The sequence below is a fragment of the Alteribacter lacisalsi genome (genome assembly GCF_003226345.1).
In the GTDB taxonomy this organism is placed as follows: Bacteria; Bacillota; Bacilli; order Bacillales; family Salisediminibacteriaceae; genus Alteribacter; species Alteribacter lacisalsi.
Genome location: NZ_PDOF01000003.1, coordinates 560,611 through 585,114, shown reverse-complemented (window position 1 = coordinate 585,114; position 24,504 = coordinate 560,611). Strand labels below are relative to the sequence as shown.

The 24,504-nt window shown below is 49.1% G+C and carries 18 protein-coding genes; 6 read left to right on the top strand and 12 right to left on the bottom strand.

The genetic code is table 11. The features are described from left to right. The first annotated feature begins 52 nt into the window (after positions 1-52). Positions 53-1,495: a serine hydrolase gene (locus CR205_RS17620; protein ID WP_110521452.1), complete on the top strand. Its 1,443-nt coding sequence runs from the start codon at positions 53-55 to the stop codon at positions 1,493-1,495. A gap of 276 nt (positions 1,496-1,771) precedes the next feature. On the opposite strand, the gene CR205_RS17615 is transcribed toward CR205_RS17620, so the two are convergent. The 6 genes from CR205_RS17615 to CR205_RS17595 form a co-directional block, all read right to left on the bottom strand. Continuing rightward, a complete protein-coding gene (locus tag CR205_RS17615; RefSeq protein WP_110521451.1) occupies positions 1,772-2,266 on the bottom strand; it encodes a hypothetical protein in 495 nt (164 codons plus the stop codon). 196 nt (positions 2,267-2,462) lie between these two features. After that, on the bottom strand, positions 2,463-3,599 hold the full coding sequence (locus tag CR205_RS17610) for a glycerate kinase (RefSeq protein WP_110521450.1): 1,137 nt from the start codon (positions 3,597-3,599) through the stop codon (positions 2,463-2,465). Between the two features lie 113 nt (positions 3,600-3,712). Next, a complete protein-coding gene (locus CR205_RS20350; RefSeq protein WP_161524828.1) occupies positions 3,713-3,865 on the bottom strand; it encodes a hypothetical protein in 153 nt (50 codons plus the stop codon). Between the two features lie 225 nt (positions 3,866-4,090). After that, on the bottom strand, positions 4,091-5,782 hold the full coding sequence (locus CR205_RS17605; RefSeq protein WP_110521449.1) for an alpha-amylase family glycosyl hydrolase: 1,692 nt from the start codon (positions 5,780-5,782) through the stop codon (positions 4,091-4,093). Positions 5,783-6,117: 335 nt separating this feature from the next. Continuing rightward, positions 6,118-8,772, bottom strand: a complete 2,655-nt coding sequence (locus tag CR205_RS17600) for a glycoside hydrolase family 38 N-terminal domain-containing protein (protein ID WP_110521448.1) — start codon at positions 8,770-8,772, stop codon at positions 6,118-6,120. Positions 8,773-8,841: 69 nt separating this feature from the next. Further along, entirely contained in the window at positions 8,842-10,818 is a 1,977-nt protein-coding gene (locus CR205_RS17595; protein WP_110521447.1) for a fructose-specific PTS transporter subunit EIIC, read from the bottom strand. Positions 10,819-11,018: 200 nt separating this feature from the next. Here CR205_RS17595 and CR205_RS17590 point away from each other — a divergent pair, with 200 nt between their 5' ends. Then, positions 11,019-11,765 carry a MurR/RpiR family transcriptional regulator gene (locus CR205_RS17590; RefSeq protein WP_110521446.1) on the top strand — a complete coding sequence of 249 codons (747 nt, stop codon included), beginning with the start codon at positions 11,019-11,021 and terminating at the stop codon, positions 11,763-11,765. Between the two features lie 410 nt (positions 11,766-12,175). Here CR205_RS17590 and CR205_RS17585 read toward each other — a convergent pair whose 3' ends face one another. After that, entirely contained in the window at positions 12,176-13,555 is a 1,380-nt protein-coding gene (locus CR205_RS17585; RefSeq protein ID WP_110521445.1) for a YjiH family protein, read from the bottom strand. Between the two features lie 215 nt (positions 13,556-13,770). Next, positions 13,771-15,129, bottom strand: coding sequence for an alanine/glycine:cation symporter family protein (locus CR205_RS17580; protein ID WP_110521444.1), 1,359 nt, complete (start codon positions 15,127-15,129; stop codon positions 13,771-13,773). 330 nt (positions 15,130-15,459) lie between these two features. On the opposite strand from CR205_RS17580, the gene CR205_RS17575 reads away from it, so the two are divergent. After that, positions 15,460-16,530 (top strand): GGDEF domain-containing protein, encoded by a 1,071-nt coding sequence (locus tag CR205_RS17575; protein WP_110521443.1) that lies wholly within the window; start codon positions 15,460-15,462, stop codon positions 16,528-16,530. A 302-nt stretch (positions 16,531-16,832) separates the two neighbouring features. On the opposite strand, the gene pdxK is transcribed toward CR205_RS17575, so the two are convergent. Both pdxK and CR205_RS17565 read right to left on the bottom strand, forming a co-directional pair. Next, on the bottom strand, positions 16,833-17,633 hold the full coding sequence (pdxK, locus tag CR205_RS17570) for a pyridoxine/pyridoxal/pyridoxamine kinase (RefSeq protein ID WP_110521442.1): 801 nt from the start codon (positions 17,631-17,633) through the stop codon (positions 16,833-16,835). A gap of 117 nt (positions 17,634-17,750) precedes the next feature. Beyond that, the gene (locus CR205_RS17565; protein ID WP_110521441.1) at positions 17,751-18,989 is read right to left on the bottom strand and encodes an aminopeptidase; all 1,239 of its coding nucleotides are present in this window, start codon (positions 18,987-18,989) and stop codon (positions 17,751-17,753) included. A 240-nt stretch (positions 18,990-19,229) separates the two neighbouring features. Between CR205_RS17565 and CR205_RS17560 the strand changes: the two genes are divergently transcribed. From CR205_RS17560 to CR205_RS17545, 3 genes are all read left to right on the top strand, one after another. Next, on the top strand, positions 19,230-21,092 hold the full coding sequence (locus CR205_RS17560) for an LTA synthase family protein (protein ID WP_110521440.1): 1,863 nt from the start codon (positions 19,230-19,232) through the stop codon (positions 21,090-21,092). Positions 21,093-21,384: 292 nt separating this feature from the next. Then, positions 21,385-21,891, top strand: coding sequence for a hypothetical protein (locus CR205_RS17555; RefSeq protein ID WP_110521439.1), 507 nt, complete (start codon positions 21,385-21,387; stop codon positions 21,889-21,891). Between the two features lie 262 nt (positions 21,892-22,153). Then, a complete protein-coding gene (locus CR205_RS17545; RefSeq protein WP_142669908.1) occupies positions 22,154-23,251 on the top strand; it encodes a hypothetical protein in 1,098 nt (365 codons plus the stop codon). Between the two features lie 119 nt (positions 23,252-23,370). On the opposite strand, the gene bshB2 is transcribed toward CR205_RS17545, so the two are convergent. Beyond that, positions 23,371-24,039 carry a bacillithiol biosynthesis deacetylase BshB2 gene (gene bshB2, locus CR205_RS17540; RefSeq protein ID WP_110521436.1) on the bottom strand — a complete coding sequence of 223 codons (669 nt, stop codon included), beginning with the start codon at positions 24,037-24,039 and terminating at the stop codon, positions 23,371-23,373. 60 nt (positions 24,040-24,099) lie between these two features. Then, entirely contained in the window at positions 24,100-24,450 is a 351-nt protein-coding gene (locus CR205_RS17535) for a YojF family protein (protein WP_110521435.1), read from the bottom strand. Between the last annotated feature and the right edge of the window lie 54 nt (positions 24,451-24,504).

Sequence of the window (24,504 nt, the reverse complement as noted above, 5' to 3'; positions counted from 1 at the left end):
GAAACAGGACAAGAAAGGAAGGATTATACACTTAACGGAGGAGGACGAGCAAATGAAGATGACCGATTTTGACAACTACGTGGAAAAAATCAAAACAGAGGAAGGGGTGCCGGGCGTCGCTGTGGGACTGAAAGAAGGGAAGGCACGGCTTTACGAGCGTGGCTACGGGTTCAGAAACCAGTCGGAAAACCTGCCTGTAACAATGGACACCGTCTTTGGCATTGCCTCGATTACGAAATCATTCACGTGCCTTGCAGTCATGCAGCTGAAAGACGAAGGCAAACTGGACATGCATGATCCGGTGATCCGCTACATACCTGATTTTGCTCGGGTGTGCTCCGGTTCCGAAGAGATTACCCTCCATCATCTGATGACCCATACCTCAGGACTTCCGCCTCTTCCAACCTTGGTCTATGCCAGCATCCGCTCATTTAAAAACGATCCTGACGCCAATGACTATCCGGGCATTGAGATTAAAGAAACCGACCGTGAGCCGGTGGATGACTACCGGCATCTGATCGATGCGATCACAGAAAAGGAAGTCACTCTTCTCGGTAAACCGGGAACAGCTTTCAGTTACTCCAATGACGGTTACGCCATTCTCGGGGCGGTCATTGAAAGTGTGTCCGGAAAACCGTATGAGCGGTATGTTAAAGAACACATTCTCGAACCTGCCGGCATGACAAGGACGTTTTTCACGGAAGAGGAAGTTCAGGGACTGGATAACGTGACGGAACTTTATGCAAAAAAAGAAGAGAGTGAATCCCGCGTCTATGCGTCACCGGTATGGTGGGATGCACCTGCGATGCGGGCGGCGGGCTACCTGAAATCAACAGTATCGGATCTGCTCATTTACTCCGGCATTTATCTGGAAAATGGAAAGGTTCAGGACAGGAAGATTGTATCTGAGGAAAGCTTAAATGAGATGATGACACCGTTTGTTGAAATTGAACCGGGACGGTTTTACGGCTACGGATTCTTTATTACGCCGGATTACTTTGGGCATAAACTGGTCGAGCACGGGGGAAGTCTGAAGGCCATCAGTTCCCAATTGTCCATGATTCCGGAGAAAAAACAGAGCGGGGTTGTCCTCTCAAATCTTGCCGGTGTGCCGGTGTCTGCCATCATGAATGCCGCTTTAAATCAAGCTGGCAGAAGAGACCTCAATGCACAGGTTCATCCCCTTGAAAGTGCCTGCACACTCACAGAAGAGGAACTGGCCGATTACACCGGCATCTACGAGTCTATGGAAGGCATGAGTCTGAAGGTATTTGCCGATGGAGAAGATTTGAGAGGAACTACGAACGGAAGAGAAGTAGATCTCCTCTGTGTGGAAAAAGATCTGTTTCTTGCAAAACGCGGTGAACAGACCGAATACGTCCGATTTATCAGGGACGCATCCGGCCAGGTGTCACAGGTGGCTTACCACTACCGCCAGTTTCCGAAAGTCATGACCGGAGCAGAAAAAAACGAACCTTCCGTTTACAGAGGGTGAATGGTGCAAAAGAAAGGAGAGCCCCTTGCTTGAGGGGGCTCTTTCTTGATGCAGTGGAGTAGGGGGGGGGATTGTATGTGAACCTGGTCGTGTCGAATGGTGTCGCTTCGTCGATATGTTGAGTTATAAGGTTGATATATCTGAAATAAGGTCGATAAGTTGCGTGCGAAGGTCGATATCTCCCGGCACGCACCGATTCAGAGTACAGAACAGAGCGAGTTTCAGAGTTCGGCAATCGATTTTAAGAGAAAGGAGGGTATTTAAGGATACCCCTCGTTAACGAACATCCAGATACATCACGTAACTGACGATTCCCTGCTCCCATCTGGCGCGGATTTCATAGATTTTTAACCCTTCCTGTCCGGCCAGCGACAGGTCATCGAACCTGTCAATCACGTTATCTTCTTCGTCCCATTCAAAGATCTGATAGGAAATAGGCGGTGCGGGGAATTCAACCGTCACCTCGGCATCGGAGGATACGTTTTGAGGGTATTTAAATTCCGGAACCGTGGATGGAGGAGCAGTGTCTGCTTCTGAATACGAAATCTCACCATTGTCATGCTCGACCTTCCACTTCTGAGAGCCCTTCAGCGTTTCGATTCTTTCCTCACCCGCCGTTACCTGGATGGGAGGAGGGTTGCACCATTGTATTTCCTCCTCGCCTGTTTCACCGGAATCCTGTGCAGCGCCCTCGGAGTGCTGGATATCTGCTGAGCATCCGGCTGCCGTGACAAGGATGATCAGGGTCAAAATTATTAACGTAAGCTTCATCAGGACACCACCTCTTTTTGATTAAGACGGCAAAAATGAGAAAAAGTTCCATCTAAAGGCACAAAAAAGGTGCTCCATAAAAAATCGGAACACCTGTTTATTTATCTTTCTTCGCTTAAAAACGACGCCTTCCAGCCTGAGGATAAGTTATTAAGCGGAAAGCTTCCGCCTGCAGCGAAATAAAAGAAAGCCTTTTTTATTTTTCCATCAACTGGATGGTTCTGATCAGCCGCACTGCGGCTTCGTATAAGAGTGCTTCAGCGTCTGCCATCGCTTCTTCAAGTGTGGCGGGGCCTTTAGTAATCGGATGAACGACTGTCACTCCGTGTTCAGCTAGTGCATCAGTGCCTTCTCCAATCGATCCGGCGAGAGCAGCGACGGGAATGCTGTGCTTCATGGCAAGCCGCCCGATGCCGGCAGGTACCTTTCCGAACAGAGACTGGCCGTCGACCCGTCCTTCACCGGTAATCACGAGGTCTGCTTCAGGCAGGGCGTTCGTAAATCCGGACGTTTCCATAACGAGATCTATTCCTGGACGAAAGACTACATCAAGCAGGGAATGAAGCAGAAATCCGATGCCCCCTGCAGCACCGCTCCCAGGTGTTGCCGTTTCATCTTTTCCGGTTTGTTCGGTAATGACAGAAGCAAAATGAGTCATTCCCTGTTCCATCGGTTCCAGAAGATCCGGGGTGACGCCTTTTTGCGGGCCGAACACATGAACCGCGCCGTTTTTACCTAAAAGAGGGTTAGTCACATCCGAAGCCACAACCACTTTCACGTCCCTGAGCCTCTGATCCATGCCGGAAGTATCAATACCCGCAATCTCAATCAGTCTGCCGCCGGGATGCCTGAGCGGCTTTTCGTTTCGGCCGGTAAACTGCACACCGAGTGCTTCAAAAAGCCCGGTTCCTGCATCTACGGTAGCGCTTCCGCCGAGACCAAGAATAATCGTTTCCGCGCCAAGATCAAGTGCTTCGCGGATCAATTCGCCTGTACCGTATGTAGAGCAGGCAAAGGGATCAAGTTCAAATGGCGTAAGAAGGGGCAGGCCTGATGCGGCAGCGGTTTCAATTACCGCCGTTTTCGCTTCCGGGATCCAGCCGAAAGCGGCTTTCATCAATCGGCCCAGGGGATCATGCACCTCACGTACGATTCGTTTTCCGCCTGTACTGAGCAGAATTGCATCAACTGTGCCTTCACCACCGTCCGCCATTGGAAACGTCCGTGCTGCGACATTTCTACCGGATGTTGTAACAGCGTTTTCAATAATACGTGCAGCATCTGTACTGGAGATCGAACCTTTAAAAGAGTCCGGAGCAATGAAAATGTTCATCGTATTCACGTCCGTTTCATTATTTGTTTAAACGTTAAAGCTTATTGATTACTAATCTTATACGTTGCCTCAAAACGCATACATTATTATAACAAATGCCGTCCATCGTATTTTCAATATTGAGCGCAGCAAGGGCATACAAAGTCCATCACCATTCCTGTGATGATGTGACCGTATGCATCCATCATATTGATGTTTTTCCCGATCACTGCTTCTGTTTCTTCGACATTCCGCTGTGCGGCTATGGGTGAGAGAACTGTTTTCATACTGCTTCACTCCTGTCGAGAGTAAACCAAACGCCTCAAAAGGAAATCCTTCTGAGGCATTAGATATCTTTTACTTTACTGCTTAGACCAATTCACTGCCGGCGTACGCTTTCCGAGGGCATCACTTCAACCTCGGGGAAAATCGCCTTTTCGGGGTCTTCAGTTGATGCATTTCCCACAGGAGTCGCCGCCTTTTCGCTCATTTAGAGAGAAAATGACAAGCGGTTATTTTTTCACCCAGGCGTAGCTGTAGGGAGCCAGGGTAATCTCGCGGTCTGTCTTTTCACCGGTAAACAGATTTGTGCCAGATGCAGGAAGTTCGACTGTGGCGGTTTCGTTGGTTACGTTGGCCACGGCGAAAACCGTGTCGCCCGTTTCACGGTTATGGCGTTCAAGGGCAAAAACGGCGGAACCGAGATCGAGGACCGTCTGCTCTGCATAGGGTGAGAAAGCGGGCTCTGCCTGGCGGGTGCTTACGAGTTCCTTCATGCCTGCAAAAATGGCACGGCGGTATTCGCTCGTCTCAAGCTCGTCTGCAATCCGGCTGTACTCGAGCTTCTGCCGGTTAATCCGGCGGTTGATCCCGGAGGATTCAAGACCTTCATAGTCATTCTTTGACCCGAGCAGGGAGTGGTAGTAAATGGCCGGTACGCCCATAAATGACGTGAGTACAGAGTGTGCCGTCAGCATTTTCCGGACTGCGTCCTCATCCGTTTCGTTTTCGCTCTTGTTCACGAGTGCTTCGGAATAGTTGATGTTCAGTTCATACACAGACTGTGTGCCGTCAGGATTGCTCTTATACGACACCCGGCCGCCGTTTTCCTCAACTTTATTTACGAGAAGCTGCTTTTCGTCCTCTGTCAGAATGCCTTCAGTCGGGCGCATGCCGATGCCGTCGTGACTGGCAAGAAAGTTGAAGTAGGTGGCTTCGTCACTGATTTTTTCAATCGTTTTCGCCCAGTCGGTCAGCTTTGTGCTGTCATGGGTAGTGAGCGTGTAAAGCACCAGCGGCGGCAGGGAAAACTGGTACACCTGATGGGCTTCGTTTTCACCGTCGCCGAAGTAGCTGATGTTTTCCTTATGAGGCACGTTTGTTTCGGTAATGATCTGGGTGCCTTCCTTGAAGTAGTCGAGAATCAGATGCCACAGCTCAATAATGGCGTGGGTTTCCGGAAGGTGAATGCTCGTCGTACCGGAGCGTTTCCAGAGAAACCCGATCGCATCGAGACGGATGCTGGTCCCGCCCTTATTAGCGTACTCCAGGAGAATGTCCGTCAGGTCGAGAAGGACCGGGAAGTGGCGCACGTTTACGTCCACCTGGTCTTCACTGAAAGTGGTCCAGGCTGTTTTCGCTCCGTTTTTCCCCGCGTATTCGTGATAAAGGGGTGAGGTGCGGGGGCGGACCACCTGGCTCGTATCAAAGCTGTCGTCCTTCGGGATGAAATAGTGACGGTACTTCGGGTGGTCATTCAGATAGCCCTGAAACCACTCGCTTGATTTGGAGATGTGGTTGGCCACAAAGTCGAACATGAGACGGTAGTCTTCTGAAAGGGATTCAATGTGCCCCCAGTTTCCGAGCTCCGGATTGATTTCACGGTAATCCGTTACAGAAAAGCCATCGTCGGACGTGTAGGGAAACATCGGAAGCAGGTGTACATCGGTTACCGTATCGCCGATTTTGTTTTTCAGGAATTTATGAAGGGTTTCAAGGGTTGGCTTTTCTTCTTCATAAATGCTGTCCCCGTAAGTAATCATGTACACATTACGCTCGGAAAGGGGGCGGGGCTGTTCCCACTGTTTTTTCTCCCAGGCTGCCACGAGGGCGGCGAGCTCATTGGCATACGAATCTTTATACTCATCCCCGTAGATGAACTCGAGTTTTTCCTGGGCTTTTTTAAGCAGCTGCTGTTTATTCACGGTGATCATCCTTTTCTGAGCACAAACGCTCTTGTTAATAAATGAGCAATCAATCAGATTCAAAGTGGCACGTTTTGAAAAAAGAGAGAAGGGGCTGGGGCAGAAGTGTATCTCATGATGAAAAACCGAACAAATTGCGTGCAGGGCAAATAACCGCTCCTGAAATATACGCTGCTTTCCGCGGGAAGCGGCTGAGCCTCCGCGGGCTTCGCCCTGCGGAATCTCACCTGCGCTTTTCTTCCCGCAGAGTCAGCGTATATTTCATCCGCTCTATAGCGTTTTGTTCCGGTTTTCACCTTAACACTGTTCTTCTGTCCCAGACTCGTTTCTCTGTGTTACTGTTGCAGTTTCAGCGTGACATATCCTCTTGCCGGTACCGGAATTTGTTCCGGGTCCGCAGGTTTCTCTTCTTTTTCGTTCAGGCTGCAGAAGGTGATCCGGCTGAACGTCCCTTCAAAGGTGGCTGTTTTTTCTGAACCGGAAGGGTTGAACAGGCGGATGACAGTACCGTCCTGGTCGTGGGATCGTTTGCACATACTCATCTGCACTCCATCGCCGTTAAGGGCAAAAAGAGAGTAGTCTGACGGCAGTGTCTGAACCGGATAAGGAATCTCAAAACGCTCCAGCCGCTCTTCAAAGGTATTGAGTGATTGCTTTTGGTAAGAATCGTACCGCTCCAGATATTGGTTCTTCAAGTCGAAAACTGATTCAGGGGAGCAGTCCGGCTTCTCAAGAACGATGGCATAGTCAAAAGTCATCGTCTTCTGCATCTGGGCATCCGGTGTACGGACAACCTTGTTGTTGATCCCTGATGCACGGCCCGGACGCCAGGTAAGATTGTCTTTTCCAAGAAGACCTACACTTCTGAAAAGCGTCAGGGCAATCGCCCCTGATTCAGGCAGAACCTGATATTCCTTCAAGCCCTTCGTTATGACGGCGGCGGTCCTGCCGGCATCTTTCACGCCTGCAGTGTTTTCCAGGGGATAGATTGGCACAGGAGCTTCGGCAAAGCCGTTTTCTTTCCAGCCGTCCAGATAAGGATTTTCGATCGGCCGTTCGATAAGGCTGAACGCATGATCAGCAAAACTATGGCTCACACCTTCTGCGTCAGTTGCGATGACGGCCCGTACCCGATGGTCACAGATCCGATTATCAATGGTGTGCGAAACCCTTACAAAGGATTCACCATGACGAAGCGTAAACATCGTATGAATCGACAGCAGGGCTGTTTCCATGCCATTTTTTCTTTCCTCAAGAGAGGCGGGCACGTACTGCTCGTGCTTGATGGTCATCGACTGTTCGAGATCGCCGCCGGAAGTCCCGATCAGCGATGCTCGCTCGATCATATAGGGACTGTCTCCTTCAAGAGGGGAGAAGTCATAGCTGTCTCCGTCATCGGCACAGTTTTCGAAACTGAGCAGGTTTTCAATCTCCGCTTTTGTATCTTTATGCAAGAGGGATATACTGCCGTTTTTAAACGAAAGCTGCAGTGTTCCGTTTTCTATCGTGCTGCCGTGGTGATTGTCATCAGATGAAGGAGCACTAAGAGACTCATTTACGATGACCGTTGTATAGCCCATTGCGGGCACATGAAGCCCCGATACGAGCACTTCACTCCGGTAATATCCCGGTTCTTCCACCTGTTTTTCTCCCTCTGCCGTGACCACAATCTTAGTTCCGCCGCTGATATACGTCTGTTTCGTGACTTCAGCTGTCAGGGCAGTCCCGTCCGCTGCAGAAAGGGAGAAAGTCTCTTCTTTTGTGAAAATCGCAAGGCGGACAGGTGATTCAGACGGCTTCGGCAGGAAGTTATAGACGGTCGCGATATTTTCTTTTCCAAGACCCCGGCTGACCGCTTCACTGATCTGCTTTTTCTTTAAGTTAATAAGCCCGTCGGCAATCCGGCCCGTCTTTTCCAGACGGTGAACGATATCGCTGTTCGTGTCGTCAGAGTTGCATCCCCCGATGGAGTCATGAGCATGGACATCAAAGAGTTCCTTCCACATCTCATCGAGCCATGCCTGAGGATAGCGGAGACCTAGAGACTCGCCGATCACGCAGAGAGGCTCCAGTACATTCAGAATTTTATTCTCAACAAGCGTATTAAGCTGTTTGATATCGTACCGCTGGGAGCGGATCGTATTGTGAATTCTTGATTTCTGGGAAGCGAGGAGCTCGCCTTTGATTTCATTATCGAATGTACCGTCTGCCCACGTCTTTTCCATAAACGTTTCATAGTCGCTGAGCACGTATCGGCGATCCGGATCTTTTTCGTTAAGCTTCCGTACAGTCTCGGGGAAGTGCTCCCGGACAAGCACCTGATCGCCTCCTGAAGGGAGGAGGATGTTGTCTGTACCGCCGTTCAGGTCGGCAAGCTTTTCAAGGATCGGCACGAGCCGGTCGTGGAAAAATGACGCATCGTCGGAAAGAAATTTGCCTGGTCCGTATCCGTAATACATGTTGTTGGTTTTGACGGACAGGCCGTCCGGTGAGGTCCAGTGAAAATTCATGCTTCCTTTCAGCTGATCGGTGTATACCCCGCGCTGAAGGATGCTGTAGTCAAGGCCGAAGCCCCGGAAAAATGACGGAAGGTAGGCGTTCTGTCCGAAAATGTCCGGCAGATAGCCGATGTTCATATTATGTCCGTAGCTCTCGGCAATCCGGCTTCCGTACAGTAGATTCCGGATGATAGACTCCTTGTGGACAAGAAGGGTATCGGCCTGAGTGTACCATGGGCCGATAAACAGACGCTTATCTTTTACGAGCCGGGCGACGCGCTCTTTTTCCTCCGGACGCTTGGCGATATATTCATCAATCACGGATGCCTGCCCATCAAACATGTAAGCATGATAGTCCGGATCTTCATCCAGAACATTGAGCAGGTGATCCATGTTTTCAATAAGAAGGACGTTCGAATCTTCTACAGTAAAGTACCATTCGCGGTCCCAGTGGGAATGAGGGACCACGAATACGGTTTGTTGTCTTGTCATAACCAAATGCCTCCTGAACGGTTTATTCTAAAGGTGTCTGTTAAAGTAATGATTTGCACTCATTTCTATCTAGGATGCTTTCGCTTTTTTCTCCTGTCTGATCATGAGGCCGTACCGGATGAAGATGTTGGCAAAGGCGATAAAGAGCGCCCCGACAGCCAGTCCGGTAAAGTAGGCCCAGAAGCTTTCCACGAGCGGCCAGCCCCATACGGCAGGGAGTGGATACCACTGGACGGCACCGAGAAACACAGCGGTACAAGCTCCCAGAATGGCACCGAGAACATTGATTGGAATCGTAATCAGCGGGTTTCTCAGCATAAATGGAATCGCACCTTCACTGATGGCGATAAAGCCGAGAAGCAGGGACGTATTTCCTGCCACATACAAGTTGGCGTCAAACACACGGCGGCCGACGATGTAGCGGTCAAGAAGTGTTGCAAGGCCGAGTCCGATCGGTGGAATGACAATCGCAAGTACCCGCGGTGTGAGCGGGAAAATCTGATCGGCAGCAAGGCCAATGGCAATGGCACCTGCCGCTTTGTTTACCGGTCCGCCAAGGTCAAAGGCAGTCGCTGCAGCGATGATACTGGAAAGCAGCAGCACCCCGGATCCCTGAGCAGCTTCAATAAGATCCGTAATAGCCTGGTTAAGAGCACCGAAGACAGGATCGACAAAGTAAAAGTTCAAAAGGAAAATAGACAGTACACTGATGGCAGGGATGATTAGCATGGGCTTCATCGCCTGCAGGTTTTTATGAAGCTTGATCTTTTCATTCAGAAACTTGGCAATGTAACCGGCGGCAAGACCAAGGAACAACGCCCCTAAAAAGCCTGATTCAACGGCTCCTTCAACGCCCCAGTACTGAAAGTGCATACCGGAGGCAAACGCACCACCGATAAAACCGGAAACAATACCGGGACGGTTGGCGATGGCAAATGCGAGAAACGCGGCAAATACAGGATACATGAACTGAAAGATCAGGAATCCGAACATATCAAGGTGATGAAGAAGAACAAATAACGGGTTCTCATGTGTTGCGAACTCTGGATCATTGATCTCATTTACGAGTCCGAAAGGCATGGCCCCGAGCTTGGCGATCCCGATCATCAGACCTGCAGAAACGATGACCGGAATCATGTAGGAAATCCCTGTAAGAACGCCCTGACCCATTTCCTTCAGAAGGGAGGTCTTCTCGCCGGAATCTCCTCCGGTGCTTTCCTCGCCTTCAGCAGACACAGTCCCGTCAGGGTTTTCGAGCGCCCGTGTGATCATCTCAGGTCCTTTCCTGAGTGGTTCGGCTACCCGGCTCTGTACGTAAGGAAGGCCGTTAAAGCGCTCTTTGCCTCTTGGTGAAATATCAGTGGCAAAAAGGACAGCATCGGCTTCTTCGATGTCTTTTTTCGTCAGGCCGTCTTCAATTCCGTTGGCGCCCTGTTTCTCCACTTTCACCTGTACACCCTGTTCTCGGCCGGCCTTTTCAAGAGCTTCAGCTGCCATGTACGTATGGGCAATTCCTGCAGCGCAGGCGGTAATGGCAACGACTTTTTTACCAGTCGGGACAGGTTCTGACCCTTCCTTTTCCTGCCCGCCGCTGTAGTCAAGCGCATGTAGAAACGCTTCGGAGCTGTCTGCCTGAAACAGTCTCTCGTAATAGGCTTCATCCATCAGGCGGGTGCTGAGTTCGGACAGTATTTTCAGGTGGGTGGAACCGCCTTCTGCTTCCGGGATCGCGAGTAGGAAGATCAATTCCGCTTTGTTATCCGGATCGATGCTTTCCCAGTCTTCAACCGGTTTTTTCAGGCGTGCTACGGCAAAAGCCGCTTCCTTTACGGCTGTGGATTTTCCGTGTGGAATCGCGAGTCCTTTTTCCATTCCTGTAGGGGAAACTTCTTCACGTTCAAAGACAGTTTTAAGAAACTCCTGTTTTGATGTGAGAATACCTTCCCGGTCAAGGGCATCCGCAAGACCTTCAATTACGGCCTCTTTCGTGGTCCAGTCTGCATCAAAAATAATAAGGTTCTTCGACGTCTGGCTGCGAAGTTCCATCGTGGTCACTCCTTCTGTCTATCTGAAATTTATATAAAATCGAATAGTGTAAAGCGCTTACACCTTATTTTTAACATGGAAATAGACAAAGTGAATGTACAAAGCATGTATTTATGTACAACCTGTAATTTGTGCCGGAATGTACTATAATAAACCGGAACGGTCTTTTACAACGTAAAAACACAAGGAGTAACCGCTGTATGGGAAAAGTAACCACACATTATGCAAACCGGATGCCGGAGCTCAGCTATGCAGAAAAACATGTGCTTTATTACATTGATGCCCATTTTCAGGATGCAAAGGGGATGGCCCTCACAACACTTGCAGAAGAAGTGAATGTGAGTACAACGACAGTGATCCGCATGTGCCAGAAACTCGGTTTTGACGGCTATAAGGAATTCAAATATGCACTGAAAGGCATTGCGGCAGAAGAGGAGGACGGGGCGAAAAGTCCAATCTCCCGCTTTCGTGAAGACGTTGAAAATACACTTGCAGGTATCGATCAGCACGATCTGAAGCGGATCTGCAGAAGAATGGATGAAGCGGACCGGATCGTCATTATCGGTGTGGGCCTGTCCAAAATGTTTGCGGAGTATTTCAGCAAGCTGCTCATGCAGGTGAGCAAGCCGAGTATGTATATCTATGAATCACATATGATTGATTTGTTTTCAAATAAGGTGGCAAAAGGGGATTATGTGATCTTCATTTCCTCAAGCGGGGAAACCCGGACGCTCGTGGAAACAGCGGAGAAAATGACCCATCATTTTATTCATACAGCCGCCATAACCAATCATATCGACTCATCTTTAACAGCATTGACGGATGATTCCATCAGCACGGAAGTCAAGCGTACATCCTACGGGGGATACGACCTTACTGCCCGGTCACCGCTTGTGATGCTCATTGATCTCCTGTTTGAGTCATATGTGAAGCTGTCGGTAAAATAAAGAGCTCCCGGATGCAGGGGGCTTTTTTTTGTCCAGTGGAGGAGGGAGGAGAGCGCAGTTGGAGAGGTGGAGGTGTGTCGAATCGTGTCGCTTCGTCGATATGTTGAAGTTGAAGGTCGATATATCTGAAATAAGGTCGATATCCTGCGCGAGAAGGTTGATATATCGCACGCGAAGGTCGATATCACAGAAATGGTCAGGTTCACAGCTGTTCTTTTTCGATTGGCTCTGTTAAAGTCTGATGTTGATTTCCGCTCACTGCGCTCCCTTTCCGCGGGCACCGCAGGAGTGTCACGCGTTCGCTTCAATCGACGATAGAAAAACCACTCCGCACAGACAATGCGACCGGCCGCAGCCGCCCCCGTAAAAATAAAAAACCTCCGCGGGCTCAGAGCCCGCGGAGGCAAGTGTTAAAACATAAAGATAATATGTGCAATCAGCGTGATGATCGGCAGCGTAATAATCGTACGCAGCAGGTAGATGATCAGCAGATCACGGAACTTAACCGGAATCTTGGAGCCGAGCAGCACACCACCGACCTCAGAGAGATAGATGAGCTGTGTAACACTCAGACACGCAATGATAAAACGGGTAAGTTCGCTTTCGATATCCGCTGCAAACAGGGCAGGGAGGAACATGTCGGCGAACCCGACAACGACTGCTTCCGAGGCGGCCGCCGCTTCAGGAATCTGAAGCACCTGGAGAATCGGCACAAACGGGGCGCCTAGCCAGGCGAATACCGGCGTAAATTCAGCAATCACAAGCGCGATTGTACCGAATGCCATAACGACGGGAATAACGCCGAGCCACATATCAAGCACGTTTTTTGTCCCGTCCTTGAAAAATTCACCGGCACCTTTTGCTTCACCGGCACGTTCTTTTGCCTTGGCAAAACCCCAGCTGAACGGTGTATGTCCCTCAGGAATCGACTCATCGAGCTGAGCTTCCTGCCCGTTGGCATACGTATCAGCTTTTTTGGAAAGGGGCGGAATACGCGGCATAATAAGTGCCGCCACAAAGCCGGCAAAAATCACCGTGGCGTAAAAAGGTACAAACATGTGGCCGAGGCCGACTTCCATGATGACCACGAGACTGAACGTAATCGAAACCACAGAGAATGTCGTACCGATCACAGCTGCTTCACGTTTGGAGTAGAAGCCTTCTTCATACTGCTTGCTCGTGAGTACGACCCCGATGGTCCCGTCACCGAGCCAGGAAGTAAGGGAGTCAATCGATGAACGTCCCGGCAGTTTGAAGAGGGGGCGCATGAGCTTGGTGAGCAGGGCGCCGAACAGCTCCAGCAGACCGAAGTTTAACAGCAGCGGCAGAAACAGTCCGGCAAACAGGAATACGGTAAATAAGAGAGGAAGAAGCCCGCCGTCCATAAGCAGGAGCCCGCCCGTATAGTCGTCGTAAACGGCTTCGGAACCAAGCTGGAAAAACGTCATCACAGCAAGGACGAAGGCCACACCGCGGACAGCAAGCCAGAACGGATTGACAATCAGCAGTTTTTCAAGGTAAGGACTGTGCTCAAACCGCTTGGGATTAGACTTATGAATAACGACGGCAATAACCGAGCCGAAAAAGCTGAGCCCGATAATAATCAGAAGTAGTGCCGGCAGAATGGAGCCAAGCAGCCCTTCAAGCGAATTTGCAAGAATCGCTACCGGAATCGTAACCCCTTCACCTTCCTGAGCAGGTACGGGGGTCATAAACAAGCCAACCCCGATCAGAGACGGGATCAGAAACTTCCAGAACGAGCCGTTAGTAGATGATGTATGGTTTTTCATTGTGTTCACACTCCTGGTTGAATGAATGAGTAGATCGATAGAATGATATTTATTCACTGAGGAAAATAATAATACAATGTGAGTAAAAATACAATAGTTTTATTAAATAACCATTTAATGATATTCCCTGCACAAAAAGGAAAGCGGTTACATTATAAACCGAAGAAAAGGCAGCGCTGAAACGAGACGCTGCCTTTCCGTGTTTTTCAAGTCGGTCAGCTTGCCTGTCTGGCTTTTCTCTTCTCTTCACGGGCGACTTTCAGGAAACGGTTGGTTTCCGCTACAACGACGCCGGAGAGACCGAGGAGGGCGATTAAGTTCGGAATCGCCATCAGGCCGTTAAACACATCGGCTACACCCCAGACGAGGTTCAGCTCCGCCATGGCACCGAAGAAAATTGCGAGTACGAACAGGTAACGATAGTATTTTACCAAACCCGGCTTTGCAAAGTATTCGAAACACTTCTCCCCATAGTAGGACCAGCCCAGAATAGTAGAGAAGGCGAAGAAAGCCACCCCGACTGCTACGATAATTCCGCCGGCACCTCCGAGGAAGAATTCAAAGGAAGCGGTTGTCAGGTCGGCTCCTGTGATCCCCGATCCGTACATATCTGCCATCACGATCGCCACACCGGTAATCGAACACACAACAATCGTATCAATAAATACCTGTGTCATCGAGACGAGTGCCTGACGGCCAGGGTAGTCGGTGCGCGCAGCAGCGGCTGCAATCGGCGCGGAACCGAGACCGGCTTCGTTGGAGAACACACCACGGGCAACCCCCCAGCGGATGACGGCACCGATCGCACCGCCGGCAGCAGCTTCACCGGTAAAGGCATCACTGAAAATAAACCCGACAGCAGAAGGAACAAGTTCAAAGTTCTGAATAATAATAACAAGTCCGGCAATCACATAAAAGAGGGCCATGAACGGGACGATATAAGCTGTTACACGGCCAATGGCTTTAATTCCCCCGAGGATAACAAGCCCGGCAAGAACAGTCAGTGTAATACCGGTAGCCCAAATTGGAATGCTGAACGTAGATTCCATCGCATCAGCTACGGTGTTTGACTGTACCATGTTTCCAATCCCAAATGCGGCACAGGCGCCGAACACGGCAAAAATAACCCCGAGCCATTTCAGGTTCAGTCCTTTTTCGAGGTAATACATCGGGCCGCCGGCCATTTTGCCGTCTTCTTTTTCAACCCGGTATTTTACTGCGAGAATCGCTTCGGCATACTTGGTTGCCATACCGAAAAGAGCGGTAATCCACATCCAGAAAACTGCACCAGGTCCCCCGAGCACAACAGCTGTTGCGACCCCGGCAATGTTACCAGTCCCGATTGTCGCTGCCAGGGCAGTGGTAAGTGCCTGAAAGTGGGAAATGTCCCCTTTGGACTTTTTGTCCTGTGCACGTGGACTGAATGACAGCTTCAGTGCATAAGGAAGTGTTCTGAACTGAAGGAACGCAAGCCTGATCGTCAAAAACACCCCGGTTCCGACCAGCAGAACAAGGAGTGGGACACCCCAGACAAAATCACTGACCTGTCCGACAAAATCGTTTAAAGCTTCCATTTTCTTTTCCCCCTCTTTTTCTATTTACCGGAAAAGATGAAGACCGTGAAGTATGTATTCAAACCGGTTGATGAAACTATTATAATTGAAGATTCAGAAAAATAAAGGAGGATTTTGGAGTAATTTTAGCTGCTTCCTCTCTGCGGTTTTGCCGATTTATGTTGAAAATCGGGAATTGTTGTCGTTAAGTGATAGCTTTTGTAATATAGCATGATTAAGATGGTAACTCGAAACAGTTTTCATTTATACTTGATAGACATGAATTTACAGAAACAGGAGCGCGGCCAGGCTGAACCTTATAATCGAAGATCCGCGTGAAAAGGAGCAGGTATGGAACAGAATACGGTAAAACAGACCGACCACTTTCTGGAAGTGGTATTTTCATATACCAGATGGTTTTTCCTGCTTGCTGCCTGTACGGTTTATTTTCTGAATGAATGGCAGGGACAGTTGGAGGGCCACCTGCCTTTTATCTATCTCGTTGGATTCGGACTCCTGTATATGGGCGTCACCCAATATTGTCTGCATAAATGCAACCGCGAATCCCGCTTTTACAAGTGGATGACCAAAGGCGGCGTCATCTTTGACCTCGTCGCTTATCCGTGGCTGATTGCCGTGACCGGCGGTTTTGAAAGTCCCTTTGTGCCGATTGGGTACCTGATCGTACTTCATGCAATCCTGTACTGGCGGTACATGGGCGGGGTTTTAGGTGCCGCAGCGGTGACAGCCGGGTTTACCGGAGTGCTGGCGGCCCAGGGATTTACTTTCAGCGGCACCGCAATGATGACGTTCATGATGAATACAGCCATCCTTTTTTTATTTGCCGTTCTCGGCGGTGTGATTATTTCGAGGGAACGGAAGCATTATGCTGAGAGGGTCGTGTACGAACAGATGGCAAAACGGGATTACCTGACCGGACTGTATAATCACCGGACGTTTCAGGAGCATCTGCTTTCGTTTACCTCCGGACATGAGCCGTTTTACCTTGTGATGGGGGATATCGATCACTTTAAAAGTATTAACGATACATACGGACACCTCACAGGGGACCGTGTTCTTAAAAAAATCGGAGAATCGCTGAAAGATACTAATTTTGACGGTCATGCATACAGGTATGGGGGAGAGGAGTTTGCCCTTATTGTGAGGACTTCTTCGGAAGAGGCGGTTCACAAACTGATCATGCAGATCAGCAGAGATGTAGAGCGGCGCAACCGGCCGTTTCTGCCAAACTTTAAGGTCACCCTCAGCTATGGATGTGCACCTGGACTCAACGTGGAACCGGAAGTTCTGATTAAACAGGCTGACGATAAACTCTACAAGGCCAAAGCGAGGGGAAAAAATCAAGTCGCAGGACTGGGGAAAGAACCTGCCGCTTATCAGCTGGTAAGAGGGAAGAAATAATTAAGAAGAGTAATCAAAAATAAGTACACCTCTCATTAAATGAACTTCTGAACAGACTTTCAGAATGGTATAGTCGTTAAGTTTAAAAATCTATCAAGAATATGTAAACAGAAGCTTCGCAAGTAACCAATTTTCCATATTCATAAGTCATGGTGGATTAAGCTCCCAGTTCCTTCAACGGGGATCGTCTGCAGCGTAATATAACAATATTCATACGAATAAAACCATAAAAAAAGCTGTCCCAAAACCGGAGGAGTCCGGTCGTCAGGGACAGCTTTTGGTATATAAGAAGGGAAAACGGATTATCCTCTGTTAGCGTAACGTTTAACCGGTCCGATGTAGTCGTTCAGTGCAAAAGAGCCTTCGATCGCCTTCGTTATGAATCCTTTGGCGTCACGGACAGCTGTTTTAACGTCTTTCCCGTGGGCAAGTCCGGCACAAATGGCAGCAGAGTAAGTGCAACCTGCCCCGTGAGTGTAGTCGGTATCTACCTGAGGCGACTCGAGCAGCTCATAATCCTGTCCGTCATAAAGCACATCGACCGCTGTGTCTCCAATATCGCTGCCACCTTTAATGAGGACGTAGTCAGCGCCAAGCTCTTTAATGCGGGCCGCTGCCTGCTTCATATCTTCAACCGATGCAATTGGGGAAACCCCACTGAGCTGGGATGCTTCAAACAGGTTCGGTGTGACAACTGTGGCAGCCGGAACAAGGTGTTCCCGATAGCTTACAGTATGCTCCGGATGAAGCGGCTCATCGGCCCCTTTACAGACCATTACCGGGTCGACCACGATGCTTTTCACGCCTTTTTCCTTTACAGTACGGGCGGCCATTTCAATCATCTCACTCGAGCCGAGCATGCCTGTTTTCATGGCATCAACGCCGACACCATCGAGTACAGTTTCGAGCTGGGTTTCCACTACGTTAAGCGGCTGCGGGAACACGTTGTGTGCCCAGCCGTTTTTAGGGTCCATCGTCACGATCGTAGTTAAAGCCGTCATACCATAGACGCCAAGTTCCTGAAAGGTAGTCAGATCGGCCTGGATGCCTGCGCCGCCGCTTGTATCGGATCCTGCAATTGTAAGTGCTTTTTTCATTGTCATGTGTAAGTACCTCCTTAAGGGTGCTCCGTCCATTATAGTACACTTTTACCCACAAAAAAAACGGAGAAACCGGAAGGACATGAGACCACCGGAGTTCTCCATTTTCAGACTGTAAAATTAATCTTTTGTTGCCCATTCACCGTTGCGGAATACGGGCTCGCGACTTCCGTCTTCCTTAATTCCGTCGATATCCATTTCACCTGAACCGATCATGAAATCAACGTGTGTAATGCTGCTGTTGATTCCGCGCTGTTCGAGTTCTTCCTTGGACATATCAGGTCCTCCTTCTACACAGAACGTGTACGCGCTGCCAAGTGCGATATGGTTTGAAGCATTCTCGTCATAAAGCGTGTTGTAGAAAAGGATCCCGGACTGTGAAATCGGTGAGCTGTGTGGAACGAGTGCCACTTCACCGAGGAAGCGGGCGCCTTCATCCGTATCAAGGAGGTGCTTGAGTGTTTCTTCGCCTTCCTCTGCTGTAAATCCAGTCACTTTTCCGCTTTCAAACGTAAGTGAAAAGCCGTCAATCACGTTTCCGCTGTAGTTAAGCGGCTTTGTGTTGCGAACGGTTCCGTTTACACCGTCTTTTTTCGGAACAGTAAACACCTCTTCAGTCGGCATGTTGGCAATAAAGTGTGTACCATCAACGTTGGCACCGCCGCCGCCTTTCCAGATGTGGTTTTCCGGCAGTTCGATCGTAAGGTCCGTACCTTCTGCAGTGTAATGCAGCGCTTTGTATTTCTGGCTGTTGAGAAACTCAGCCTTTGTCTGAAGCGTGGTATCATGCTGTTTCCAGGCATCAACAGGGTCGGCTGTATTGACGCGTACCGCTTCAAACATCGCTTCCCACAGCTTGTCGACAGCTTCTTCTTCTGAGCTGTCTGGGAAAACTTTCTTCGCCCAGCCGATGGAAGGAGCAGCGGAGACGCACCAGGCTACTTTGTCGGATTGAATATACTGGCGGAACGTGTTTGTTGCCTGTCCGGCTGTTTTGTTGTGGACAGCCACGCGCTCAGCAGGAACGCCTTTGAACAGATCCGGGTCGGTTGATTTGATTGTTAAAAAGGCAGCCCCCCGTTCGGCAAGTGTTTCAAGCCCTTTCGCTTTCCATTCAGGAAACTCCCTGAAAGATTCCATTGGAGCCAGATCGTAGCGGATTCGGGCAGATTCATCATCGTGCCACTCAATATGTACATTTTTCGCGCCTGCCTCATAGCATTCGCGGATCACTTTACGGGCAAAATCAGCAGAGGTGACCGGTGCGTTCACGACCACTTCCTGACCTTCCTGAACGTTGATACCCATACGTACAACGAGTTCAGCATATTTTGACAGTTTCTGTTCAAATTGACTCATAACATTACTTCCTCTCCGATAGACAGTTTTACATCCTACTTAATATCAGTTTAACAGGTTTGCTCTTCTTTTTGAAACTTTCGAAAAACAGAGGCGGGTGTGACTTAAGAGGAAGAAGGGTATGAATAAGTATATAAATGTTGAAAATCATGTAAAACAGGGAATATGATTTGTTGGTTATCTGGAAAATCGCATAAAATTAAAGTTACTAATGCTTGATTATAAGAGGTGCAATATATAATGAAAGAAGCCATCCGGAATCACCGCTTTCTTCTGGTCTGCCTTCTTGCGCTGTGGGTGAAGACCTTTATTGTCTCGGCTTTCATTTTTCAGGTTGCCACGGCGGATGCGCTGGAAACGATCGTTTTTATCCTTAATCCATTGTCCTTTATCCTGATCATTTTTGCTTTTGGACTGCTCATGAAACCAGCGTTTCAACGCTGGTATCTGTTAATCTGGACACTCGCCTTAAGTGTCATTCTGTACAGTAATGCCGTGTATTTCCGGGAATTCACCGACATCATTACTCTGCCGATGCTCGTTATGGGCGGAAATGCGGGAGACTTGAGCACCAGTGTGTTTGAATTAATTCACTGGTATGACGTGCTGTTTTTCGTGGACGTGGTCCTGTTTTTTGTCCTGCTGGTAAGAAAATCACCGTTTGTCAGAGTGACGCAGCTCCCTTTCAGGCGGCACCGGAAGGTATATGCAGGTTTGATTGGTACAGCTCTTGTCATTATCGGCCTTTCGCAGCTCGATCAGCCGGAGAATCGTGAAACGATGACCCACACCTTTGACCGCGAAGGTCTGATTCAGCGCTACGGCCTGTACAATTTTTATGTGTATGATGCTTTCCTGCATACCCGTACAGCTGCCCAGGCAATTTTTTCCGAAGAAGACGAATGGAACGATATTAACGAGCACCGTGCCGTGTACCGTGCTCTTCCAAATCCCGAACAGCACGGAATTGCACGGGACATGAATGTGGTGGTCATTTCTCTTGAATCGATTGAAAGTTTTGTAATTGGCGAAACCGTGGATGGGCAGGAGATTACTCCCTACCTGAATGAACTGATTGAAGAAAGCTATTATTTCCCGAATTTCTACGACCAGACCGGCCAGGGAAAAACATCAGATGCAGAATTTATGATTAACAACTCCCTGTATCCTGCCGGGCGTGGTGCGGTTTTTCATACGCACAGTGAAAATGAGTACCTCGCTTTACCCGGCTCACTCACTGCCGGCGGGTATGAGGCTGTTTCCTTTCATGCAAACGACCGCACCTTTTATAACCGCGATATGATGTATGAAAATCTCGGCTACGACTATTATTTCTCTGGAAGTTACTTCGACATATCAGACGAAAACAGTGTCGGCTGGGGGTTAAAGGATATTGATTTCTTTGATCAGTCGATGGAGTATGTGACCGAGCTGCAGGAACCGTTTTATGCTACATTCCTGACGCTTACAAATCACTTTCCGTATGAACTGGACGAGGAGGATCATTTTATCGAGCCCTACGAATCGGAAAGTGAGATTCTGAGCCGCTATATTCCGACGGTACGCTACACAGACGAGGCAATCAGGCTGTTTATGGAAGACATGAAAGACGCAGGCCTGTATGAGAACACCATGTTTGTGATGTATGGCGATCATTACGGCATTGCTGAAAGCCACAATGATGCGATGGGCGAATTTCTTGGTACGGAAATAGATGATTACGAAAATGTACAACTGGCACGGGTACCCCTGATTATTCACATTCCGGATCAGGAAGGGGAGGAAATGGAGACGGTATCCGGTAAAGTGGATGTGATGCCTACACTCCTTAATCTGCTAGGCATCCCGGAGCACCCCCACGTGATGTTCGGCAGCGATCTGTTTGCCAGAGAGCGTGAGGATTTTGCGGTATTGAGAAACGGGACAATTATTACCGATGAGTATATGTATACACGGGGAAAGTGCTTTGAGCGGGGAAGTAAAAGAGTTGTATCTGATGAGACGTGTGATCCTCTCCGTGACAGGGGAGAGTGGGAACTCTTTTACTCTGACTCCATCATTTTCGGCGACCTCATCCGCTTCAGGGATGTAGAGGATATGTAATATGATAGCTGTTTTTTGAAAAAATGCTGCTTCGTAAACCTAAACATGAAGAGAAGACTGCTCGGGTTCCGGGGTAGTCTTTTTTTCTTTTCCTTTGCGTAACAATAGTAAGTGGGAAAAGGTTTGAATTCACAGATTAAGGGAATGAGATGAGTTCACGTATTTTGCGGTTTCTGGTGAAAGAACATGAGTCCAAAGAACATTTGTCGAACAGTTCAGTAAACTTTGAATATTATGAGCTGTTCTGGTATAGTTTTAAACTAAACGCTCAATTGGAAAAGAGGTGTATATTATGAACGGTCCATTTACCGGTTTTTATGTTAGATATGTATTAAGCTGGCTCGTTTTCGGCCTGCTCGTTCCGGTAGTTGTCATTGAATATTCAGCTGCATACGCACTAGGAAGTGTGGCAGCAGCGCTGATCCTGACTTTCGGAATTGACATGGCAGCGAAGGAGATCGCAAGAAGGAAAGCACAGTCCATGGTAAATGAAGAAGTCACCTGTATTGTAAAGGGATACAGGCACGGGAACGGCCGGAGAGGCTACGTTGTGATGACCGATTCCTATTTTCTGTTTGTACCGGTGTTCAGAAAGATCCGGACGGTTCTGGAAACAGACCATATCGTCAGGAGGCAAGTGGACGGACTGACAGCAGAAGTGACCGCCCGCATGCGTCATCAGTACCGGACATTCACATTTTCCCTGCTGTCAAAACGGAAACTACTCGCAAATCTGGAGCAGGCTGTAAAGGAAACCCTGCCGCATAAACGTGCAGCAATAAAAAAAGAAGAAGCCTAGAGAACACGTCCCCTCACTTGCAGGTGCAGGAGGGCGTTTTTTTGTGTCCGCTCAGATGTAATGAGAGATGACGAGTGCTTGGCTCCTTCAATAAAAGAAAACATTCTCCAGGAATCCTCCGAAAAGCTGTATAATACCCAGTAAATATTTAATGGGCATAAAGTCTCGTTTTGGCGTAAAAAGGGGTCATTTATCCCGGTTTTGGGTATTGGAATTTTGTGTTAATCTGGTAAAGCAAATCAGACGGAGGGGACGAGACAGGATGAAAAAGAAAACAGGTTTAATAACTGCAGCAGGAACCGCACTCCTTGCAGCCTCGATTATGACAGGCTGCAGCGATAATGAAGAAGAAGCAGGAACAGAGGCAGAAGATACCACTCCGGAAGAGCAGGAAGAAGATTCTGAAGAAGAGGACGAGCCGGAAGAAGAGGAAGAAAATCCGGATGATGACAGCGAAGAAGACAACCCAGAAGAGGATGACTCAGAGCGGGAAGAGGTGTCTTTTGATACACCGGAGGCCCCAGGAGACGCACCTGACGATCAGGGTGAAATGGAGATCCGGATCGAAGCCGAAATTGAGGAAAAGGAAGATGAAATTGTCGTCAGAGCAGACACTAACCTTTTACCCGGCTCCCGGGTTAAAGCCCAGCTCTGGTCAGAGGACTATTCCATAGGGGGAGGCTACCAGTTTACAGAGGTGGAGCAGGATGGCACAGCCGAGTTCTCCCTCCGTAATCCCGAGCTGTACGACACGGTTCTGGAAGTGGAGGTGGAGTTCAATCCTTCGAACCAGCGGGAGGAGGATGTGATTGCCCATTACGGTGAATTTGGTGAAACACTGGAAGGGGTCTACATTTACCGGGATGATAACAGAGGTGCCGATGAGAACTATGTAGCGAGAGCCAGTGCATTCTTTGCCCCTGAGGAGGGAACATTTGCCACTGTGGAAACGGAAACGCCAGAGTGGAATTTCCCGGATGACCAAGGTGAGCTGAATGTGAGGATGGACGGCATTTCCATTGAGAAGGATGACCGCTATTTTTACATTACAGGTGAGACGAACCTTCTTGAAGGGGCCTCTCTCGAAGTAATGGTACACCTGCCAGACTATATCGCTGTAGGGTTTCAAAACACAGAAAGAGTGAATCCAGACGGTTCTTTTGAAGTCCGCGTGCATTATCCTGACGAAGTGGATGAGGATGCAGCGATGGAACTTAAGGTGAAATTTGCCCCTTATTACTCGTCACAGCGTGATTGGGTTACTGAACATTACGGTGAAGAAGGAGAAAACCTTGATGGAGACCTTGTGATTGAGGAAATCAGGGGCAATGCAGCAGAGCTGGTTCTGGAGCTTCAGTAAATCTGTCAGCCCGCATAAATATAAACGAATCGGCAGCGAAAAAAGCCCAGAGGTTCAGTTTCGCCGTCGATGAATAAAAAGAGAGGATGCCCGTGCAGGGTACCCTCTCATCGTTTTATTTAACTCTGGTCCACTGGAAACGTCCAGAAACGTTCTGTGTTCATCCGCTCCAGAACCGTTTCATCATGGTCGAGGAAGCGCTGTTTCATCGTCTGGAACACGCCGGCTGTCTGGGACTGGTGTGCTTCAATCACTTTCATTTTCTGCTGGGAGAAGCGGCTGACATCGTGAACGATGTCAGGCTCACCGAGGATATCCTCGCACCCTTCCGAGAAGGCGAGAGCGTGCACAGTCGGACGGTCCTCAGGCTTGATTTTTTTCACTGCCTGAATCACGGCAGCTGCAGTGGCATTATGGTCGGGATGCACAGCATAGCCCGGATAAAAGGTAATGATCAGCGACGGCTTCACATCATCAATCACATCAGACATCCGGTTAATTAGAAGCGCATCATCGGTAAACTCAATCGTTTTATCGCGCATGCCGAAACGGCGAAGGTCTTCAATGCCGAGAAGCCGGCAGGCCTCCTCCAGTTCTTTCAGACGAATGTCGGGAAGAGTTTCCCGATTGGCAATAAGCGGCCGTCCCATATTCCGTCCCATTTCACCGAGGGTGAGACAAACGTATGTGACCGGCGTTCCACTTTGTGTGTGTGACAGAATTGTTCCTGCAACCCCGAACGCTTCATCGTCCGGGTGAGGGAATATTACGAGTACATGGTCTTCCATCGTAGTCACATCCTTTGGCACTTTTACTTCATGATGCTGCAGGGCAGCATCCGTGCAGGTTTATTTACGGAAGGGCTTTTCGCTAAGCTGAAAGGCAATCGCGAGCTTTCCATCCGGGTCGTGTCCGGCAAAAAGGATCTGGTTCTGATCATCAATCTCCCAGTCGGTCAGGCCTTCAGCATAGGCCCAGCCTCCTTCAAGCTCAAGACCGAGACGGTATGGCCCATCGCCAGTAATTTTACCCTGCACATATTTGATCCGGGCATTTCTGAGAAACGTTCCGACAGAGAAAAATCCCTGATTTTTATGAGACGCATAAGCGCCGTTGGTGGTTTCAAGGTGTACGTAAAGTTCTTTGCCTGCGTTCTGGTTTATCGTTTCCTGTACCTTCCGGGGATCAATTGGTTTCATAAGGGCGTCCCTCCTAAAACAGTGCGGTGATTTCTTTTAAGTGTACTAAATCAG

Coding starts and splice junctions, on each gene's coding strand:
- CR205_RS17620 (WP_110521452.1), top strand. CDS start 53: ATGAAGATGACCGATTTTGACAACTACGTGGAAAAAATCAAAACAGAG.
- CR205_RS17615 (WP_110521451.1), bottom strand. CDS start 2,266: ATGAAGCTTACGTTAATAATTTTGACCCTGATCATCCTTGTCACGGCA.
- CR205_RS17610 (WP_110521450.1), bottom strand. CDS start 3,599: ATGAACATTTTCATTGCTCCGGACTCTTTTAAAGGTTCGATCTCCAGT.
- CR205_RS20350 (WP_161524828.1), bottom strand. CDS start 3,865: ATGAAAACAGTTCTCTCACCCATAGCCGCACAGCGGAATGTCGAAGAA.
- CR205_RS17600 (WP_110521448.1), bottom strand. CDS start 8,772: ATGACAAGACAACAAACCGTATTCGTGGTCCCTCATTCCCACTGGGAC.
- CR205_RS17595 (WP_110521447.1), bottom strand. CDS start 10,818: ATGGAACTTCGCAGCCAGACGTCGAAGAACCTTATTATTTTTGATGCA.
- CR205_RS17590 (WP_110521446.1), top strand. CDS start 11,019: ATGGGAAAAGTAACCACACATTATGCAAACCGGATGCCGGAGCTCAGC.
- CR205_RS17585 (WP_110521445.1), bottom strand. CDS start 13,555: ATGAAAAACCATACATCATCTACTAACGGCTCGTTCTGGAAGTTTCTG.
- CR205_RS17580 (WP_110521444.1), bottom strand. CDS start 15,129: ATGGAAGCTTTAAACGATTTTGTCGGACAGGTCAGTGATTTTGTCTGG.
- CR205_RS17575 (WP_110521443.1), top strand. CDS start 15,460: ATGGAACAGAATACGGTAAAACAGACCGACCACTTTCTGGAAGTGGTA.
- pdxK (WP_110521442.1), bottom strand. CDS start 17,633: ATGACAATGAAAAAAGCACTTACAATTGCAGGATCCGATACAAGCGGC.
- CR205_RS17565 (WP_110521441.1), bottom strand. CDS start 18,989: ATGAGTCAATTTGAACAGAAACTGTCAAAATATGCTGAACTCGTTGTA.
- CR205_RS17560 (WP_110521440.1), top strand. CDS start 19,230: ATGAAAGAAGCCATCCGGAATCACCGCTTTCTTCTGGTCTGCCTTCTT.
- CR205_RS17555 (WP_110521439.1), top strand. CDS start 21,385: ATGAACGGTCCATTTACCGGTTTTTATGTTAGATATGTATTAAGCTGG.
- CR205_RS17545 (WP_142669908.1), top strand. CDS start 22,154: ATGAAAAAGAAAACAGGTTTAATAACTGCAGCAGGAACCGCACTCCTT.
- bshB2 (WP_110521436.1), bottom strand. CDS start 24,039: ATGGAAGACCATGTACTCGTAATATTCCCTCACCCGGACGATGAAGCG.
- CR205_RS17535 (WP_110521435.1), bottom strand. CDS start 24,450: ATGAAACCAATTGATCCCCGGAAGGTACAGGAAACGATAAACCAGAAC.